This window comes from Nitrosopumilus zosterae (assembly GCF_025998175.1).
Classification (GTDB): Archaea; Thermoproteota; Nitrososphaeria; order Nitrososphaerales; family Nitrosopumilaceae; genus Nitrosopumilus; species Nitrosopumilus zosterae.
This window is the reverse complement of record NZ_AP026695.1, coordinates 533,118-550,468: the sequence shown is the minus strand read 5'-3', so window position 1 is coordinate 550,468 and position 17,351 is coordinate 533,118. Positions and strand designations below refer to the sequence as shown.

Below are 17,351 nucleotides of genomic sequence, written 5' to 3'. Positions count from 1 at the left end.
CAGCCTCAATCACTTCATGAAACAGCAAATCACACATAATTGGCAACACTCGCCTACTGAAATTCAGGTAGCAAGCAGTCCTGTAAAAGCAGTGTCAAAATCCTTGCATCATGCCAAGACACCTACTTTCTCCACTGAGGATTTGATGGGGCTAACATGGACTCTGTTTGAGGAGAGATACTAAATGCAGACACAATGTTTTTTTCCAAATGTATGGATTGTGTGTAACAAAATGCCGACCCATTTTGTTATGTTGCATCGCCAAGATTGTGTTGAGGAGATGATTAAATGAAACCTGTCAAGAAATTCCCCAAAGGTAGATTTTCATCTTCGCTGTGGAATCACATCGAACAAATCCAAAAATCAGATGGCATTGATACTCATTATGAAAATGAGATAATGCTAAATGATTTGGATTTGTTTGTGAATCAAAAATCAAGAAGAGGTCAACAAAATAGATGTGGTGCAGCAGTATGAATGTAGTTTCAAAATATAGCATTCAGAGAAACGGTAAAACAAGAAAGAGTTTGTCAACAGCATGTATTTTTGTAATGATGCTGAGCATGTCTGTACCTTTGTTTGATGATGCAGTGTTTGCAGAATCAACTAAGACTACGGTGACAGAGCTTGATGATGAGACGAGTCTTGAAATGACCACACTCTCCATGAATATTCCTGAAACAAATACACTTCCGTGGGGAACAATCAAAGGCAAAGTGAATGATCCTTCGCAAGGATATCCGGTAATAATTCAAATCTTCAAACCCGATGAAGACGTCCCTATTCATGTTGCACAGATAAATTTGAAAGGAGACCATTCCTTTGAATACAAGTTCCGACTGCTGTCAATAGACGAAGGCAACATCACCCGTTTTTTTGAAGGCGACTATAATGTCAAAATCTTCAAGGTGATAAATACCCCAAGAGATAATCTAGATTCAATCTAGATTATTTCATCTATTTTTTATTACATTCTACAGAACAATACTACAGAGATTGGTTGATTCAATTGTGATTGGCCAATATTTGCTAAGATAGGATTAGAACTGTCAGTTCATTGTTCTGAGCTGCCTCTCAGTATCCCGTATAAAGTCCTCATATTTCATTATCTGTGTAGTCATACGAAAAGCATTCATTTGATCCTCGTTTATTTTTGAGCCTAAGAGAGGTTTTCTTAGTTCCATTAAGCGTTGTTGTTCTTCTGTTGCCTTTAGAATGTCATTTCTGAGATCTTCTCTTGTTGCCACACATAACATACGTAAATTTGAGATTTAAGAATTTCATATGTATTGATTTTTTAATAGTTACAAACGTACATTGGTGATGGCAGAGTATAAGCTTGAAAAATGGGATCTGTCAGAATTGGCAAAAAATCCAAAAAGCCAGGAATTTCAAAAACAGATTCAAGAATTGGAAAAACAATCAGAAAAATTTGAAAAAATTAAAACAAGACTAGATCCCAAAATGTCATCGGAAAAATTTATGAATATTTTACATCAAGTTGAAGAAATTTCTGAAAAAATGAGTAAAATCGGAGGATATGCATCCTTGTCCTATTCATCAGATACGCAGTCAGATGAGGCAACATCACTTATGACAAGAATGTCAAAGTTAGGTTCTGAGATTTCAAACAAGATTTTATTTTTTGATTTATGGTGGAAAACTCAAGTTGATGAAAAAAATGCAAAACGACTTATGAAAAATGCAGGTGAGTTAACAGAGTATCTATCACACAAAAGACTATTTGCAAAATATGCATTGAGTGAGCCTGAAGAGCGAATAATCAACACGTTAGACGTCACCGGAATATCAGCACTGGTAAAACTCTACGACAAGATCACAAATGCCTATGAATACAAAATGAAGATAGGAAATAAAACAAGAAAAATGACAAGGGAAGAACTTACCAATTATGTTCGAAGTACAAATTCAAAAATTCGTGAAACAGCTTACAAAACAATTCTGACAAAATATACAGAAAACAAGGGAGTAATCGGCGAAATATATCAAAATATTGTTCTGAATTGGAGAGATGAAGGGATAGAGATTAGAGGATACAAATCCCCAATCTCAATGCGAAATATTGGAAATGATGTAGATGATAAAACTATAGAATCGCTTCTTGCAGTATGCAGAAAAAACTCCCCAGTATTTCAGAAATTCTTTCTTCAAAAAGCAAAGATGCTGAAGATGAAAAAATTGAGAAGATATGATTTGTATGCGCCCGCAGCTTCCAACATTAAAGAAAAAAATTATTCATACAGTAATTCTGTAAAACTTGTTTTTGAATCTCTAGGAAGATTTAGTGAGACACTAGAAGAGTTTGCAAGAAAAGTGTTCAATGAGAATCACATCGATTCCTCAGTTAGACAAGGAAAAAGAGATGGGGCATTTTGCAGTACTCTTACTCCAAAAATTACACCGTATGTTCTAGTGAACTTTACAGGAAAATCAAGAGACGTGTTTACTTTAGCTCATGAATTAGGTCATGCAGTTCACAGTCAAGCAGCACAAGACAGGTCCATTCTTGTTCAAGACGCGCCGTTGCCCTTAGCTGAGACAGCATCCACATTTTCTGAATTGCTGTTATATGATAATTTATCAGACAAAATTTCTAATGATGAGAAAAAGATCATGCTATCAGAAAAAATAGATGATCTGTACGCAACAATCCTCAGACAGTCATTTTTTACAATTTTTGAAGTGGATGCTCATGAGCAAATTGGTAAAGGCACGACAGTCGATGAGATTTCAAATACATACCTGAAAAACCTTAAAGAGCAATTTGGGAATTCGGTAAATCTTTCAGAAGACTTTGCAATAGAATGGAGTTGCATTCCCCACTTTTACCACACACCGTTTTACTGCTATGCATACTCTTTTGGTAATTTGTTGGCATTGTCTCTATTTCAAAGATACAAAAAGGAAGGAATGGATTTTGTTCCATCATACATTGAAATTCTTGCTGCCGGCGGTTCTAAAAAGCCAGAAAAACTTCTCTTGGAGCATGGCTTTGATATCAGTTCACCAAAGTTTTGGCAAGAGGGATTTGATTATGTCAGAGACCAGGTTAAAACACTCTCATCATTAAACTGAATTTAAGAATAAATGGGGCTGACAGTCCAACGCATGGACTGCCAGCTTTGTTCCCCGAACGGTTTGAATTCGATGTCATCATCCAAAAACAAATAATCTGATTTAAACGTTTGAAGTTATTTTAAACCCATTTTTTTGGTTTGATCTTTCTGATTGTACCAGCAAGAATGCCAATCGTAAATCCTAATTGATAGAGAAAATACAAGAGAACTTCAAATGTACTAGGAGTAAGATCCGTGAGTCTGCTCAAGCCAGTGAGTATCAGTAAAAGAATACTGGAAAATAAAACAAATATTTTGAACATCCCATTAAGATTTGTAAATTTTAAAAGAACAAAAGTCATCACAGTTACAGAAATTGCCAGGATGGTAAGAAACCCAGTATTCATTCCAAAAATCAAAAAGAGAGAGGATGCAATATCTCCAGCATGTGCGGTAGGCAGATTGAACAGATCAATCTTTTCAGGAGATGCAAAACGCGGGACACTCAAAACGGCATTGACTAAAAACAAGATAAACAGCGTAATAGATACTGTCTTGACATGGTTTTGAAGACGCGGAAATCGCACAAGAATAGAGCGTCCAATAATAATTCCCTGAATTATACCAACTACAAAAACTCCCAAAACGGCAATTAATTGGATTATAGGATCTTTGAAAATATCAACAAGAAAAGGGATTAGTGCCATTATCAGTCAGATATCGTAATAATGAGAATATTATCTAATAGATATACAGCGTTTTCAATAAAGAATATTCCAATTTTAGGATTAGAAAATCCACTAATGAGTAAATTTTATAATTTCCCTATTATTGGGAACACCATGCAAAAATGGTTTTGTTTATTTGTCATATTCGCCTCTGTTGGAGTTGCAACAAACTATGCATATTCTCAAGAAATGAGTCTTGCAACATTTCAAGAAACGGCACAAGTCATCATAGACAAAAGCATATCTCAAAATGTAACTGCATCAATAACATTGCAAAGTACAAGCATTCAAGAAATAAAGATACCAGCTGAATTAGAACAGAGAATACGGGAAAATGGAAGGATTTCAGTAGTTACAGTGACTAACCAGAACCAGTGTGTGTTAGGAGTAAATAATGAATCATGTATTTTGATTAACGTAAAGAGAAATCCAGATGACAAAAATTTTGCACAAATTCAAAATTCAACTCTTCAAATTGCAGGACAGTTTATAGATGAAATTAACGAGGTGTTTGATACAAAGGCAAAACTTCATTCCACATTTATCCACAGTAGTGATGATGCAAGCGTGGCACTTGAAACGTCAGGAGTGATTTCAGGCAGAGGAACTATTTCTGCAGTGTATACGATGCCAATGGAAGACACAGATTCGATGTATGAAAAAATATCTGCAATTTTGATTCCCAAAGTAATTAGAGACTCGGGAGGGTTTTACGATGTTGCAAGAAATCTTTCAACTCAAGAAAATTCAAAGATGACGTTCTCAATCATATCATCCGATAACAAGTCATTGCTTCAGTTAAGATTATCAGTGAATTACCCAAATGCTGCACCGGAAATTAATGAAATTAGCCCATTGGAATTTTTAAAGACAGATGAATTGAAAAGATCAGATTATTTCTCATTAGGATTTTATCCTCTTAATTCAATATTTCAAGTAGTCATATTATCCGATGAAGAAACCAAAGTTTCGGATGTCAAAGGAGACATTACACCAACGCAGGTTATTGGAGATGAAAGAATCCCAACAGACATTACAAAGAAAGGATGGGTTTTTGATCCGCAAGAAGGGGAAAGAATCCAAGGAAAATACATTTTTGGCAAGGACACAGCCATCACTAAAAAAGAATTAGAATTTTCTCTGGGTGGGGAAGAATTCAAATCTAAAAAACCAGAAAAACTAGAAGTTGACGAATCAGTAATCGTGGTTATCATAATTACGATAGTTGCAATTGCAGCTTCAGTATTTTATCTTAAAGGATATAGAAAGTAGTTACAGCAAGAGAACAGCTGCGGCAAAAACAGTAGTCCATTTTCCATCTTTATCGCCTTTTGTGGATTGTGTGATATTTTTTGTGTTATAGATTTTACCTGAAATTGACCACTGTTGCCTTTTTTCATCCCAGTTTTTGTCAACATCAAAAGGAATACCTAAAGACGAGGCCAACATTTGCGCTGCAATATCTTCTGCATAATCACCTGCCTGTGCCTCATTTTGACCAAATGATTCGTATTCAGACAGATAACCATATCTGCTGTTATCCTTAGGCAATGCAATACCTACAGAAGCGGCGCACATTCTATATGGCTCACGAGTCTGATTCTTGGAATAAATTGTAAACAATATCTGTCCAGGACTAATTTGTTTAAGACCCTCTTTTCTTGAGATTAATTTTGCTTTGGGTGGAAAAATACTAGAAATCAATACCAGATTAGTTCCTGCAATACCTGCATCTCTGAGTGCATATTCAAAACTTGTTAGTCGGTCTTCATGAACTCCTTTTCCTTTTGTGAGAAATAATTTCTTTGCAACTAAATCAAGCATTTATGAATTCATGAAGATAGTTATTATTTATACTTTAATTGGAATAGTGAATTTTTAAAATTATATCGGAGACGGTAAACCCAGTACCTAATCGCTTTTTCTTTTCTTTTTTCTTTTATCAGGAGCTTTTTGGACTTGAGTCAAAAAGATGAACGTAAAGAAAGCCCCCAATCCTACATTGATGAGAGCCATAAAAGTAATCATCACAGTCATAGAAGGAGGTGCAACAGCTAATCCAACAACAATTCCTACAATTCCTGTTGCATAAAACATCATCATCAGAACCTTAACTCTTGTTGGTTCGATGTATCTCATAACGTGTATCAAAATACGACATTATTATAAACTGACGGTCAAAGCAACCAGATTACGACTTGGGATAGTCCAGCGGTCAATCTCGGTAACATTTTAAACCTGAAAAATTTCATTTTCCATTATGCCAATGTAGCTCAGCCTGGTTAGAGCAGCTGATTTGTAATCAGCAGGTCGTGGGTTCGGATCCCGTCATTGGCTCTTAAACTTCCTTGAATTAGATAATTTGCAGAGGCAATACGAATAAGTATGATGAATTTTGGAATTAATCAAAATGAGTTCTAATTCAGAATTTAACGAAAATAGCAAAAACATTACAGTAAAAAAATCAACATTTAATCTGTTAATTATTGGGTTAATTGTCATAGTAGGGATAGCAGCATTTTTTGCGGGATCTTATGTTTCCAACTCTAATCAGATTACAGATGAAGAACTTGAAGAGGCAATTGCAAAATTAGAATTAAAAGTATTGCAAAATCAATTACCAACAAAACAACCTTCCCAACAGGTAAAAATTTCAGCAGATAATGATCCAATTATTGGAAATCCAGATGCGCCGATTACTATAATTGAATTTTCAGATTTTCAATGTCCATTTTGTGCAAGATTCCACACCCAAACACTCCCATTAATTCTTGAGCAATATATTGAACAAGGAAAAGTCAAACTGGTTTTCAGAGATTTTCCCATACAGAGCATTCATCCAAATGCACTACCTGCATCTGTTGCTGCAGAATGTGCAAATGAGCAAGGAAAATTCAGAGAAATGCACGACATATTATTCGATAATCAAAATCAATGGAACAAACAAGAAACTGTAGATGCGCTTGATTTGTTCAGTGATTATGCAATGGAGATTCAATTAAATCAAGAAATATTTGATTCATGTCTTACTAGTGGAAAGTACATTGAAGAGATTAGAAAAGATCTTGACGATGGAAGAGATTATGGAGTGTCAGGCACGCCCGGATTTTTTGTTGGAAATGAAAAAATTGGATTTGTGGAACTAAAAGGAGCACAACCATTTGATAGTTTCAAAAAAATTATTGATGCCCAATTAGATGCATAGAAAATAACAAGCGTTTATTAGACCTTGAGCGACCACGTTAGCTATCGGAATAATGACGTCGAAGCAATGAGCTTTTCGTCATTGCTTAAGAGAAGAAAATAAAATGACAAAATTTACAGAATTAGGATTAAAAGATGAGATACTGAAAGGAATTAAAGAGCTTGGGTTTGAGGAAGCATTTCCAATTCAAGAAGCAGTTATTCCAGTACTTCTTTCAGGAAGAGATGTTGTAGGACAAGCACATACAGGATCAGGAAAAACTGCAGCGTTTGCATTATCAATGCTACAAGAGATTCAGCCAAAAAATGGCATTCAGGGATTGATTATGGCGCCTACAAGAGAACTTGCGATACAAATTAGTGATGAAATTAAAAAATTTGGAAAATTCACTGGAATTAAAGTAGCAACAGTCTACGGAGGTCAAGGAATGGGAATACAGCTAGATGCTCTTCATAGAGGAGTAGAAATTGTCGTAGCCACTCCAGGTAGGCTAATTGATCATCTCAAGAGAGGATCAATCGAACTACGAGACGTCACCCATATTGTCCTAGATGAGGCTGACACAATGCTCGATATGGGTTTCGTTGACGATATTTCATTTATTTTGGATTTAGCCCCGGAAGATAGAGTGATGTCATTGTTTTCAGCAACAATGCCTACTGAGATTTTAAGACTGTCTGAAGAATATCTAAAGAACCCAAAACAATTCTTGTTGGATGCAGATGACCTTAGTGGAGAAGGAATTGATCAATCATTTTTGGTGATTAAAGACCGAGATAAATTCAAGTATCTAATTGACTTTATCAAACAAACAAAAGGCCAATCTATTGTATTTTGTTCAACAAAATATAGAACAAGGGATGTGGCAAAGTTTCTACATCAAGAAAAATACAATGCAGTAGCAATTGAAGGAGACATGTCACAACACAGAAGAGAGCAATCCATGGGCAAATTCAGAAGTGGAAAAGCAGACATTCTGGTTGCAACAGACGTAGCATCAAGAGGAATTGACGTTCCAAGAGTAGAATTGGTTGTAAATTATGATGTACCAAATCAAGAGATGGCTTATTTTCACAGAATTGGAAGAACTGCAAGAGCAGGTGCATTAGGTAAAGCAATCACATTTGTTTCATATTCATCAGTAGGAGATTGGAATCTAATCAAACGTCAAATCAAAGTCCCCATTAGAGACTTGAACCAAGAAATGGGAATCCAGATATCCATTCCAGATCCTCTGAAAAGGCAAACGCCTTCAAGAAGATATGGTGGTCAATCAAGATCTAATTATTCTAGAGGAGGACGTTCTGGAGGATATGGAAGATCGGACAGAAGTAGAAATCCCAGGGATGACAGAGGCGGGAAAAAACGATATGGCGACAGAGATAACAGAAACAGCTACGGCGGACGTAGTAGATGGTAAATACTGCAAAACTTAAAGACTTGAACTTCATGAATTATTACTAGATACAATAATGCACAAAGGATTCATTTTACTAAATTGTGATCTTGGCGCCGAAGAATACATAGTGGACGAACTAAAACAAATGCAAGACGTCAATAATGCATACCTTACTTTTGGTGCATATGACGTGGTTGCAGAAGTGCAAACAGAGAATCAAGATGAATTTGAAAGAGTCATTGCAGCAATTAGAAAGTTATCCAGAGTTGTCAGCACCATGACTCTAAATGTAATAAAGCCCGAATAGTTGTTCTAAACACTCATTGAGATCCAAGATACTCGATCATAGCATTACAGTGATCAGTCATGAATGCATCAAGATTTCCCAGAGTTCCTTCCCACTGTTGTATAGTAGTAGTTGTACAAATCTTAGATGGTTCTGGGTCTCCAGAATCTAATGCAGCTTGTGCATTATCCATGACACTTTGTGTGAACTGCTTGTTTGTTGTGACATGATCTTTTGTGGCAAGAAGATTTGTGTGGCCTGAAATGAGTACATCAAAATCAAAGGTTTGCAAAACATCATGAGCATTCAAGTATAATTCAATGTCAGGCGTCATTCCAAATGCACGATATGGTGATTCGGCAGGGCGAAGCAAATCAACTAGCATTGCAATCTTGTATTCTGGAAGAATTATCAGCAAGTTACCTTTAGAATGAAAATCGCCAATATTGTGAAACTCAAAAGTCTTACCGCCTATTTTCAAAGTGTTGGTTTTTCCTTCAAGGATTTTGGTTGGAATTGGTCTGTTAGGATCATTGTCAGATATCAAGGCATCTGCGGCGTCTTTATGTGCAATGTAAGTGATGTCAGTAGGAAATATCGTTCCTGCAGCACCTGTATGATCCTGATGATGGTGTGAGTAAATCATATGGGTAATTGGTTTGGATGTTACGTCTTTTACTGCATCAAGGTATTTTTCTCCAATAGGTTGCGGTGCATCAATTGCAACAACACCTTCATCAGTAATTACAAACATTGTCTGGTAACCACTTCCAACCAACCAATAGACACCATCTGCAATTTCTGTGACAAAATATCCTTTTTGCTCATCAATGACAGGAGGACTGGTGGTGTAATCTAATGCATTTTCAAATATTCCTTTTGTTTCTTCAATCATATCAGTACATTCACCCACATGTTTTGTAGCAACATGGTTTGAGCTAATCATACATTTGTTGCCATAAGTTTGCCCATCAACTCCACATACTGGAGCATATTCCAAAGTGCACGCAAAATTTGGATATTTTGTTTGCCATCCACGGTCTTTAAGACTCTTGGCAGAATCTATACTCACACATGCAGGTGAACCATCATGAGATTTGAAAACTAGGTTCAGTCCTTCTGCACATATTACATCATAAGCTGCAATTCCAGCATTTCCTTGCTGAGTAGGTCTAAGATAGGGTTGCTTGACTCCATCCATGACACATATTTTTCCTGGATAAGCTCCAGGACCGCATCTATCATTTAGAACGCAGATTTCTCCAAGAGAAACGAATCCAGGTGCACAAATGTCATTATACGGAATATGTCTGGAATACGATTTTGTTTCAAGAATCTCTACTAGTTCATATTTTTTATTGGGTGCATCAGCAGGAGGATTTTCAACATCAATTACTTTAACTGAAATTTTGTAAGATTTTCCTTCAACAAAATCAAATCCTTTGATGGAATCATAAAAATACTCCCAACTAGAATTTTCATCTTCACGAACTTGGATGCATTTTTGAGGACCAACTCCAACACAATCAACCAGATTTGGACCAATGTAGAAAATTTTAGTTTCATATGGTGCTGCCAATCCCAGTTCTATTCGTACTTGCTCCCTTAATTGATCAAGATCTGCTTTTGGCATGTCTAGACTAACCATTTTTCTAATCTGGTTCATCAAGACCAGTCCATCTTGATCATTGGATAACTTCTTCCCTTCTTCCTCAAATGTATAATATGCCTTCATGATTTCTAGACGTTGGTTTGTGTCATCCTCATCTGGATTGTTCATCCAATTCTCAACCATTGTTTTTAGCTTCTGTTGAGACATGGTAGAATTTGACTCCACACTAACCTCTTCGGCCATGGAACTCTGCACTCCCATAATTCCAAACAATACCAAAGGAATCACTAACCAAACAAGTTTCATGGTTATTCTAATAAAACATACCTTAAAGAGTTTGATGAAAATAGATTTTTACCGACAAATGGTTAGGAGTAACAACAAAATTTTCCGCTTGTAAAAAACAAATTCTGAAAAGTGGATCAAAGAAAAAATATGCCACAAAAATAAATATTCCATGTCAGGCCCACATCATGACAAAAGAATGTAGTCGTGTGTTCATTCAAAATTCATGGGCGCATAATTGTTATATGAGTTAAATCAGGATGTTTCAAATTGCAAAAAATTGATTACGAAGGAACAGTCTGGGTACTAAATTACAATAATCCGCAACCGCTCTTAGATCACGCTATTCACATGTTAGAAAGACACGGGGTTAAACGGGAAGACATGATAATTACAGAGACCCCTACTGCAAAAGTCGGAGCCATTGTTGTGGAAATTTGGCCGTATGAACTAGTCATAGGCAGAGTTAGAACTACACGAAATGATTCATTTATCAGCGGAACAGAGTTTACGATAGAATTAAAGTTAGACGAAGATGGAAATTATATAGATTATCTTTGAAGAAAAAGAAAATTCAAAATATCATAATTGCAGTAATAGCAGTCATCATTATTGGCGCAATAGGCGCATACAATTTTTCAGTGGAACAAACCAAACAGAAAGGTCTGCAGTTCGGAATAGAATTGGAAAAAATTCAAGAAGAGGTTAAAGAATTACAAATTAAATTCTATTCTGAAAAAATAAAATGGGAAGAGGGAGACATTTCCAAAGAAGAGTTATTGAAATTCTATGAAAAACATTTGAGAGATTTTGATGAAATAATTTCCAAATACGATAAATTATCACCACCAGAGATATTCAAAAGTTCAGTGGAGCTGTTAAAATTATCGTCGGAATCCCAGCTTGAAAGCGATTCACAATTCATCGAGTGGATAAAAACTGGAGACGAATCAGCAAAAATTCGTTCAGATGCACAAATTCAAGAATCCTTAGAATACGAGATGCTAGGATTGGTTGAATTTTATTCAGCAAAAACAGGGGTAAAAAATTATGACGAGCCAGAAAAATTTGAAGCTCCTAAGACAGGATTGACACAAAAGGTTATCCAGGTTTCGGAAAATATGAAGAAGAATTGTGATGATGAATACAAGAACGAACTTGGTGAATTTGATTCAGACGATATCGAGATAGAATGGTTCAATTGTATTAACGAGGCTAAAAAATGGAAAGTTGACCACCTCCCATAAGGAGAAAAGAGTTTACTCGAAATTTTACATTCCAAGATTCAAATCACATCAAAAAAATTTGTTCCGAGTATTTTAGTAAATTTTATCATCTAGAAAGTATTGGTACAATTATGGAAATTGAAGCAGCTGTTGAAAAACTATTGAAGCTAAGTCCATCTGTTAGAGTCGTAACAATATGCGATCTAAAAGGTAAACTAGTTTATTCAGCACGTTCAAAGAAAGTAAGCATTTTGGTGTCAAAAAAACAAAGTTTGGCATCATTAAAAGCGGCAGCATATGACTGGAATCAAAGAAAAAAACTATTGAGAACTTTAGGTGCATGCAAATATGTGGTTGCAGAGTATGACAAAGTCAAAAGAATAGTAATTCCTGCTGGAAAGAATCACATTTTGTATGTGACTACGACTGCTGCTTTTGATCACAACAAAGTTGTTAGAAAGGTTCGCTCTTTCAAATGATCATAACAACTTTAATTTTTTCTATTTTTTAGTTGGTTCTTTTCAGAGACATGTTTGAAAATAATGAATTGTATGTGTGATCTTTTTGGATAATCAGAGTTTCCTCTTACCCGTTCCTCGTCCCGAACTTACCCACATACCCTTTGTTGATTGTGTCGTAGTAGTTGGAATATCTCCAAATTTGATTGTACCAGTTCCACGACCTACAGAAACATACTTGTCTTTAGATGCTTCTTTTCTTGCTTCTTGGGATTTTTTGAAATCTGAACCTGTCCATTTGTTGGCACTGTCATCAACTTCAACAATTCTTGTACCTCTCCCAGATCTAACTTTTATTTTAGCCATAATTGCTGTTTAGTATAGTGGATTCTCATTAATAAGATTTTTAAAATACATATTTTTGGAAAAATTTCAAATTTTGTCATTGTAAAAACATATGCCTAGACATAAACTTCTTTAAAGAATTCAAACAAAGTTAGATGTGGAGAAATTTTTCATAGTTGTGTTTCTTTTTGTAGGATTAATTCCAGCTGCATTTGGCGAGGCGTTTATTGAAAACGATCAACAGTTCATCGGAGATGACAAATCACTACATGTGGTAGGCGAAATTACAAATAATCTAAAAGTACCATTAAGCCAAATCAGCGTTCTAATCACACTTCTTGATGAAGACAAAAATCCAATCGCCATCAGGGAGGCAGATTCATTGGTCAATACAATCATGCCAGGAATGAAAGGTCCGTTTGAATTGATATTAACAAGGAATGACGCAAAAAACACAGAATCGTATTCAATAGAATTGGATTATGAGCTAAGCCCACCAAAAAACCAAGTGATAGACATTACGGAATCAAAATTGTCAACGGATAATTACAATAATTTGATGATAACAGGAACGGTTATGAACAAAGGAGACATTACAGCAAACACAGTAGCGATTATTGCGACATTATATGATATTGAAGGAAAAGTTGCAGCAGTGTCAAAAGTTCATCCAGAGCCAGATTATCTAGGAGTAAATGACAATGCCTTTTTTTTAGTTACAATCCCAGATAAAATACAAAACAATCAGATCAAAGAATACACGTTGGTTGCAGAATCAGAAGAATATGCAGCAGTTCCAGAATTCCCTATTGGGACACTAGTCGTACTTGTGTTAACATTATCTGTATATGTTGGAATTACAAGGTATTCGGGCAGAATTATAACAAACCTGATTTCTGTAACAAATCCAAAGTAGTGAAAAGTTCTTCCTGCAAGTGTTTTGTTTCAAGAGGCGTTGGTTTTGAAAATTTCACTTCAAATGTGATTGTCAACATGTCTTGATCTGTATGGGATATCCTTATGGAATGTGTTTGACGATCAGTATCAGACAAGAAATTTTTCCATTTCTGTAAATGTTCATTTACTCTAGTTATATTTTGTTCTATTGTATTGATATCAGTATCCAAATCAGTGTCAAATAAACCAAATTTGACAAGGGGCACCATCACCACACCGCCTAAAATTTTATCATGGTTTTTTAGCATGGATGCAACAATTTCTTCAGAATTTTCTTTTGGAAAAATATCTCCATAGTCCGGATCAAAATATCCTGCAACCATTTTTTTTGAATCATATATTCGAAAAAAACCATCGTCAGTTTCTAATTTCCACAATATCTAAAAAATAATTTATGAATAAATAAACGATTAATCAAAGACAATTAAATAAACTAGGAAAATAGAGAAAAAGTCATGGCAATCTCTAAAGAAACCAAAGATTTTCTAGATAGCTTGATTGATTATTACATTAATGAATCAGAATCATACAGACAAATTGCAGATAATTTTGTGCCAGAGATAGAATCAGTTCCAGACACAGCATTTGGAATAATTACAGGATGTGTGTATTCAGGGTTTTTGCAAGCATATCAAAATCAACAACAGACTCCAAGTTTAGAAGACATGAAGGAGTTTAATAAAATAATAAAAGAACGTGCCCCGCTGATCAAAAAAGCCATTTTGGAGCCACGTAAATTTGAAGATAGTAAAAAAGAAACAGACGATAATCAAGACATTACAACTGATAATTCAGGATTGTAATGGGAGTGCCCAATAGGCACTCTTTTTAGAAAGGGTTGTTCCGCGTATGGTATGGACACAGTTTTTTTAACTTGTGATAACAAAAAATGGGATTTTTCTATTAAAACACTTACGTAGAAATCATCAGTGGACGGATTTAGAAAAACAAGAGACCATTACAGTTTAATCCTGACAAAATGAAGCAGAGTTATGAAAATTGATGGCAGTAAGATCATATTTGGATTGGGAGTAAGTGCAGCTGTAGCTACTGCAGTAATTGCATTGTATTTTTCAATTCGTTAAAGATAAATCATCAAAAAAATCAAATAGAATATTGTCGGCAACAAACGAATTCAAAATTACACAAATAGTAGATAATGGCCAAATGGTGCAGTTAACATTGATTGAAGATGTGTCAACTGAACCAATCTCACAAAAACAGATGATCATAGAAAATGTTTCAAAAAGACTAGATGAGGAAACAAAAGAACAAGTAATGCCATTACTTGAAGCTATTTTACAAGCACAGCCAACCGTAAATATCAAATCATATCAGCAGACACAAATCACAATAGCAATGCCAAAGTCAAGATATGACAATATGGGAAGACCTCAAGTTGGAAATACGATTGATGTGAACTTGAAAAAAATCTAAAGATGTGAATTTATTTCATCAATGGACTGTAATGGCAAAGAACAAGTAAAATCCTTGCATACAAAGACCAGAGTTTTATCTTTGAAAGTTTTTCCAGCAAAGAAAGGATACTTGGAAAGACCATCTAATTGAGAAGAATTGTGAATTGTCACGATAAAGGAATTAGGCAAAAAAGTGGTAAAAAGGGTGTTGCATATATTCGAATTTTCCATATTGATAATAGTAATTTCAAGTGGTTTTTGCAAATAACAAAAAATGGTATTGAGCAAATATCCAAATCCAAAAGGGTTTTCTGCAGCCATCTGGGCCTGAGATTCCATAATTCTTGTAGAAACATCAAGGAAGTTTTGCGTTTGGGAGAAATGATACAATCTTAGCATCGCAAAGGCAGAAACAGAGTTTCCCGAGGGCAAAGATAAATCATAATTACTCTTTGGTCGAATGATTAGTTTTTCATGATTATCAGAGGTCATAAAGAAGCTGTTGGTACTTGAATCCCAAAAATGATCCACCAAATGGTTGCCTAATTTTAGTGCCAGTTCGAGATATTTCTTGTCAGGTTCAATCTCAAATACATCTAGTAACGCATTGATAAAATAAGAATAGTCTTCAAGATATCCGTCAATTTTGGCAGAACCGTTTTTGTAAGTTCGTAGTAATTTATCACCATCAAAAAGATTGTTTTCAATAAAAGAAATACAGTTTTTTGCAGCATCCAAATACCTCGCATCATTTGTAACACGGTAGCCTTTTGCAAATGCAGTGATCATCAAAGAATTCCATGAGACCAGGATTTTATCATCCAAACCAGGAGGAACCCTTGCAGAACGAACTTTGAGTAATTTTTCAGAACAAGAATTAATAATTTCTTGAGCCTTTTGTTCCGTAACTCCGAAATTAAATGCCACAGTTGAGAGATTAAGATTGTTACACAAAATATTGTTTCCTTCCCAATTCCCCCCATCAGTAACATCAAAGTAAAGACAAAACAGATCAGCATCATTACCTAGAATTTCTTTAATCTCACTTTTTTTCCAGACATAAAATTTTCCTTCTATGCCTTCAGAATCGGCATCATATGCAGAATAAAATCCGCCTTCAGGTGAAGTCATATCACGTAAAACAAAATCTAGCGTCTTTTGCAGCACATCAAGGTAAAAGGGATCTTTTGTAATTTGATATGCCTCAGCATAATTGACAGGAATCAATGCATTATCATACAGCATCTTTTCAAAATGAGGGACCAGCCATTTTGCATCAGTAGAATATCTGGAAAATCCGCCACCTATCTGATCAAAAATCCCGCCCTTTGCCATTTTCCTGAGAGTCTTGAGCGCAAATTCGTTGAATTTTGAGAGGCCAGACAGTTTTGCATAACGAAACATAAAGGAAATGTTAGCAGCATTGGGAAATTTAGGTGCGGAACCAAACCCGCCAAAAGTTGGATCGCCAATTTGAAATAAATTCATGGCAGCCTCATCAAGAATTACACGTTCTAATTTTGTCGAAACCGCAACAGTCTCTGTTTTTTGCAAAGCATCAAGAAATTTCTCAGCAGATTTTTCAATGTCTTTTGGTTTTTCTTTCCATGCTTGTGAGAGTTGTCTGCAGATGCTTCCAAAACCTGGACGTCCATAAGAATCCAAAACAGGGAAATAAGTGCCCACATAGAATGGTTTTTGATCAGGTGTAAGAAAAATACTCAATGGCCAACCGCCTTGTCCTGTTGCTATCTGACATACTTTTTGATAGATATCATCAATGTCAGGTCGTTCTTCCCGATCGACCTTTATGTTAATAAAATTTTCATTCATGAATTTTGCAACATCCTCGTTTTCAAATGATTCATGAGCCATTACATGACACCAATGACACGAGCTATACCCTATACTGAGAAAGATTGGCTTGTTTTCATCTTTTGCTTTTTTTAATGCAGTTTCATTCCACCCATACCATTCCACAGGATTATGCGCATGTTGAAGAAGATATGGACTGGTTTCATGAATTAGATTGTTTTCTGCCACAAATAATCATAGTTGCTAGAATATTAGTACTTAATTGGTCGATCAACCCCAAATTCCACGACCTTCAGTTAATTCATAAATTCTAACATTGATTTTTCCCAGCAATTTCACTTTTGATTTATGTGCCTTTTTGTCATGACTGTAATCTTTTTTTTCAATTAGTTCTTGCAATCGCTGTAATTGTTCCAGAGATAATTTCTTGAACTCATTTTTAGAGGAAGTGATTTGTTGCAATAATTTTACCCTTTCACGATCTTCATCGGTAATTTCATTCATGAGAAAATTTGGTACTAGTCCTTTATTTTTCTAATG

General features: G+C 35.3%; 23 protein-coding genes and 1 tRNA gene. 15 read left to right on the top strand and 9 right to left on the bottom strand.

Going from position 1 to position 17,351, the window contains the following annotated elements:
* The first annotated feature begins 16 nt into the window (after window positions 1-16).
* From OO712_RS03320 to OO712_RS03310, 3 genes are all read left to right on the top strand, one after another.
* On the top strand, window positions 17-184 hold the full coding sequence (locus OO712_RS03320; protein WP_160049205.1) for a hypothetical protein: 168 nt from the start codon (window positions 17-19) through the stop codon (window positions 182-184).
* Window positions 185-288: 104 nt separating this feature from the next.
* The gene (locus OO712_RS03315; RefSeq protein ID WP_109876659.1) at window positions 289-477 is read left to right on the top strand and encodes a hypothetical protein; all 189 of its coding nucleotides are present in this window, start codon (window positions 289-291) and stop codon (window positions 475-477) included.
* On the top strand, window positions 474-947 hold the full coding sequence (locus OO712_RS03310) for a hypothetical protein (RefSeq protein WP_225866843.1): 474 nt from the start codon (window positions 474-476) through the stop codon (window positions 945-947). Before OO712_RS03315 ends, OO712_RS03310 begins: the two co-directional genes overlap by 4 nt.
* A 102-nt stretch (window positions 948-1,049) precedes the next feature.
* On the opposite strand, the gene OO712_RS03305 is transcribed toward OO712_RS03310, so the two are convergent.
* Window positions 1,050-1,247 carry a hypothetical protein gene (locus OO712_RS03305; protein ID WP_109876888.1) on the bottom strand — a complete coding sequence of 66 codons (198 nt, stop codon included), beginning with the start codon at window positions 1,245-1,247 and terminating at the stop codon, window positions 1,050-1,052.
* Window positions 1,248-1,323: 76 nt separating this feature from the next.
* Here OO712_RS03305 and OO712_RS03300 point away from each other — a divergent pair, with 76 nt between their 5' ends.
* Entirely contained in the window at window positions 1,324-3,096 is a 1,773-nt protein-coding gene (locus OO712_RS03300) for a M3 family oligoendopeptidase (protein WP_109876889.1), read from the top strand.
* A gap of 121 nt (window positions 3,097-3,217) precedes the next feature.
* On the opposite strand, the gene OO712_RS03295 is transcribed toward OO712_RS03300, so the two are convergent.
* Window positions 3,218-3,784 carry a hypothetical protein gene (locus tag OO712_RS03295; protein ID WP_109876660.1) on the bottom strand — a complete coding sequence of 189 codons (567 nt, stop codon included), beginning with the start codon at window positions 3,782-3,784 and terminating at the stop codon, window positions 3,218-3,220.
* Between the two features lie 135 nt (window positions 3,785-3,919).
* On the opposite strand from OO712_RS03295, the gene OO712_RS03290 reads away from it, so the two are divergent.
* The gene (locus OO712_RS03290) at window positions 3,920-5,077 is read left to right on the top strand and encodes a hypothetical protein (protein WP_109876890.1); all 1,158 of its coding nucleotides are present in this window, start codon (window positions 3,920-3,922) and stop codon (window positions 5,075-5,077) included.
* Here OO712_RS03290 and OO712_RS03285 read toward each other — a convergent pair whose 3' ends face one another.
* Together OO712_RS03285 and OO712_RS03280 are read right to left on the bottom strand one after the other, a co-directional pair.
* Window positions 5,078-5,629: a pyruvoyl-dependent arginine decarboxylase gene (locus OO712_RS03285; RefSeq protein WP_109876661.1), complete on the bottom strand. Its 552-nt coding sequence runs from the start codon at window positions 5,627-5,629 to the stop codon at window positions 5,078-5,080. It lies immediately after the preceding gene.
* An 87-nt stretch (window positions 5,630-5,716) separates the two neighbouring features.
* On the bottom strand, window positions 5,717-5,944 hold the full coding sequence (locus OO712_RS03280; protein WP_200829053.1) for a hypothetical protein: 228 nt from the start codon (window positions 5,942-5,944) through the stop codon (window positions 5,717-5,719).
* 123 nt (window positions 5,945-6,067) lie between these two features.
* Here OO712_RS03280 and OO712_RS03275 point away from each other — a divergent pair.
* The 4 genes from OO712_RS03275 to OO712_RS03260 all read left to right on the top strand — a co-directional run bounded on the left by OO712_RS03275 (window position 6,068) and on the right by OO712_RS03260 (window position 8,716).
* A tRNA-Thr gene (locus tag OO712_RS03275) sits at window positions 6,068-6,142 on the top strand.
* A 73-nt stretch (window positions 6,143-6,215) separates the two neighbouring features.
* Window positions 6,216-7,010, top strand: a complete 795-nt coding sequence (locus OO712_RS03270; RefSeq protein WP_109876892.1) for a DsbA family protein — start codon at window positions 6,216-6,218, stop codon at window positions 7,008-7,010.
* Window positions 7,011-7,113: 103 nt separating this feature from the next.
* Window positions 7,114-8,430, top strand: coding sequence for a DEAD/DEAH box helicase (locus OO712_RS03265; RefSeq protein WP_109876662.1), 1,317 nt, complete (start codon window positions 7,114-7,116; stop codon window positions 8,428-8,430).
* 52 nt (window positions 8,431-8,482) lie between these two features.
* A complete protein-coding gene (locus tag OO712_RS03260) occupies window positions 8,483-8,716 on the top strand; it encodes an Lrp/AsnC ligand binding domain-containing protein (protein WP_109876663.1) in 234 nt (77 codons plus the stop codon).
* Window positions 8,717-8,729: 13 nt separating this feature from the next.
* Here OO712_RS03260 and OO712_RS03255 read toward each other — a convergent pair whose 3' ends face one another.
* Window positions 8,730-10,613 carry a DUF4377 domain-containing protein gene (locus OO712_RS03255; RefSeq protein WP_109876664.1) on the bottom strand — a complete coding sequence of 628 codons (1,884 nt, stop codon included), beginning with the start codon at window positions 10,611-10,613 and terminating at the stop codon, window positions 8,730-8,732.
* 330 nt (window positions 10,614-10,943) lie between these two features.
* Here OO712_RS03255 and OO712_RS03250 point away from each other — a divergent pair, with 330 nt between their 5' ends.
* The 3 genes from OO712_RS03250 (at window position 10,944) to OO712_RS03240 (ending at window position 12,297) form a co-directional block, all read left to right on the top strand.
* Entirely contained in the window at window positions 10,944-11,153 is a 210-nt protein-coding gene (locus tag OO712_RS03250; protein WP_225866844.1) for a hypothetical protein, read from the top strand.
* On the top strand, window positions 11,150-11,839 hold the full coding sequence (locus OO712_RS03245; RefSeq protein WP_109876666.1) for a hypothetical protein: 690 nt from the start codon (window positions 11,150-11,152) through the stop codon (window positions 11,837-11,839). The genes OO712_RS03250 and OO712_RS03245 overlap by 4 nt, the downstream gene beginning before the upstream one ends.
* Before the next feature lie 110 nt (window positions 11,840-11,949).
* Window positions 11,950-12,297, top strand: a complete 348-nt coding sequence (locus tag OO712_RS03240; protein WP_109876667.1) for a hypothetical protein — start codon at window positions 11,950-11,952, stop codon at window positions 12,295-12,297.
* 93 nt (window positions 12,298-12,390) lie between these two features.
* On the opposite strand, the gene OO712_RS03235 is transcribed toward OO712_RS03240, so the two are convergent.
* Entirely contained in the window at window positions 12,391-12,642 is a 252-nt protein-coding gene (locus OO712_RS03235) for a hypothetical protein (protein ID WP_109876668.1), read from the bottom strand.
* Window positions 12,643-12,778: 136 nt separating this feature from the next.
* Here OO712_RS03235 and OO712_RS03230 point away from each other — a divergent pair, with 136 nt between their 5' ends.
* Window positions 12,779-13,537, top strand: a complete 759-nt coding sequence (locus OO712_RS03230) for an FxLYD domain-containing protein (RefSeq protein ID WP_109876669.1) — start codon at window positions 12,779-12,781, stop codon at window positions 13,535-13,537.
* Here OO712_RS03230 and OO712_RS03225 read toward each other — a convergent pair.
* Window positions 13,500-13,955 (bottom strand): hypothetical protein, encoded by a 456-nt coding sequence (locus OO712_RS03225; RefSeq protein WP_225866845.1) that lies wholly within the window; start codon window positions 13,953-13,955, stop codon window positions 13,500-13,502. The two genes, OO712_RS03230 and OO712_RS03225, sit on opposite strands and share 38 nt — an antisense overlap.
* A gap of 78 nt (window positions 13,956-14,033) precedes the next feature.
* On the opposite strand from OO712_RS03225, the gene OO712_RS03220 reads away from it, so the two are divergent.
* Both OO712_RS03220 and OO712_RS03215 read left to right on the top strand, forming a co-directional pair.
* The gene (locus OO712_RS03220; RefSeq protein ID WP_109876670.1) at window positions 14,034-14,381 is read left to right on the top strand and encodes a hypothetical protein; all 348 of its coding nucleotides are present in this window, start codon (window positions 14,034-14,036) and stop codon (window positions 14,379-14,381) included.
* Window positions 14,382-14,694: 313 nt separating this feature from the next.
* Window positions 14,695-15,015 carry a hypothetical protein gene (locus tag OO712_RS03215; RefSeq protein ID WP_109876671.1) on the top strand — a complete coding sequence of 107 codons (321 nt, stop codon included), beginning with the start codon at window positions 14,695-14,697 and terminating at the stop codon, window positions 15,013-15,015.
* Here OO712_RS03215 and OO712_RS03210 read toward each other — a convergent pair.
* Together OO712_RS03210 and OO712_RS03205 are read right to left on the bottom strand one after the other, a co-directional pair.
* Window positions 15,012-17,039 carry a thioredoxin domain-containing protein gene (locus OO712_RS03210; protein WP_109876672.1) on the bottom strand — a complete coding sequence of 676 codons (2,028 nt, stop codon included), beginning with the start codon at window positions 17,037-17,039 and terminating at the stop codon, window positions 15,012-15,014. The two genes, OO712_RS03215 and OO712_RS03210, sit on opposite strands and share 4 nt — an antisense overlap.
* 42 nt (window positions 17,040-17,081) lie before the next feature.
* Entirely contained in the window at window positions 17,082-17,315 is a 234-nt protein-coding gene (locus tag OO712_RS03205; protein ID WP_109876673.1) for a hypothetical protein, read from the bottom strand.
* Between the last annotated feature and the right edge of the window lie 36 nt (window positions 17,316-17,351).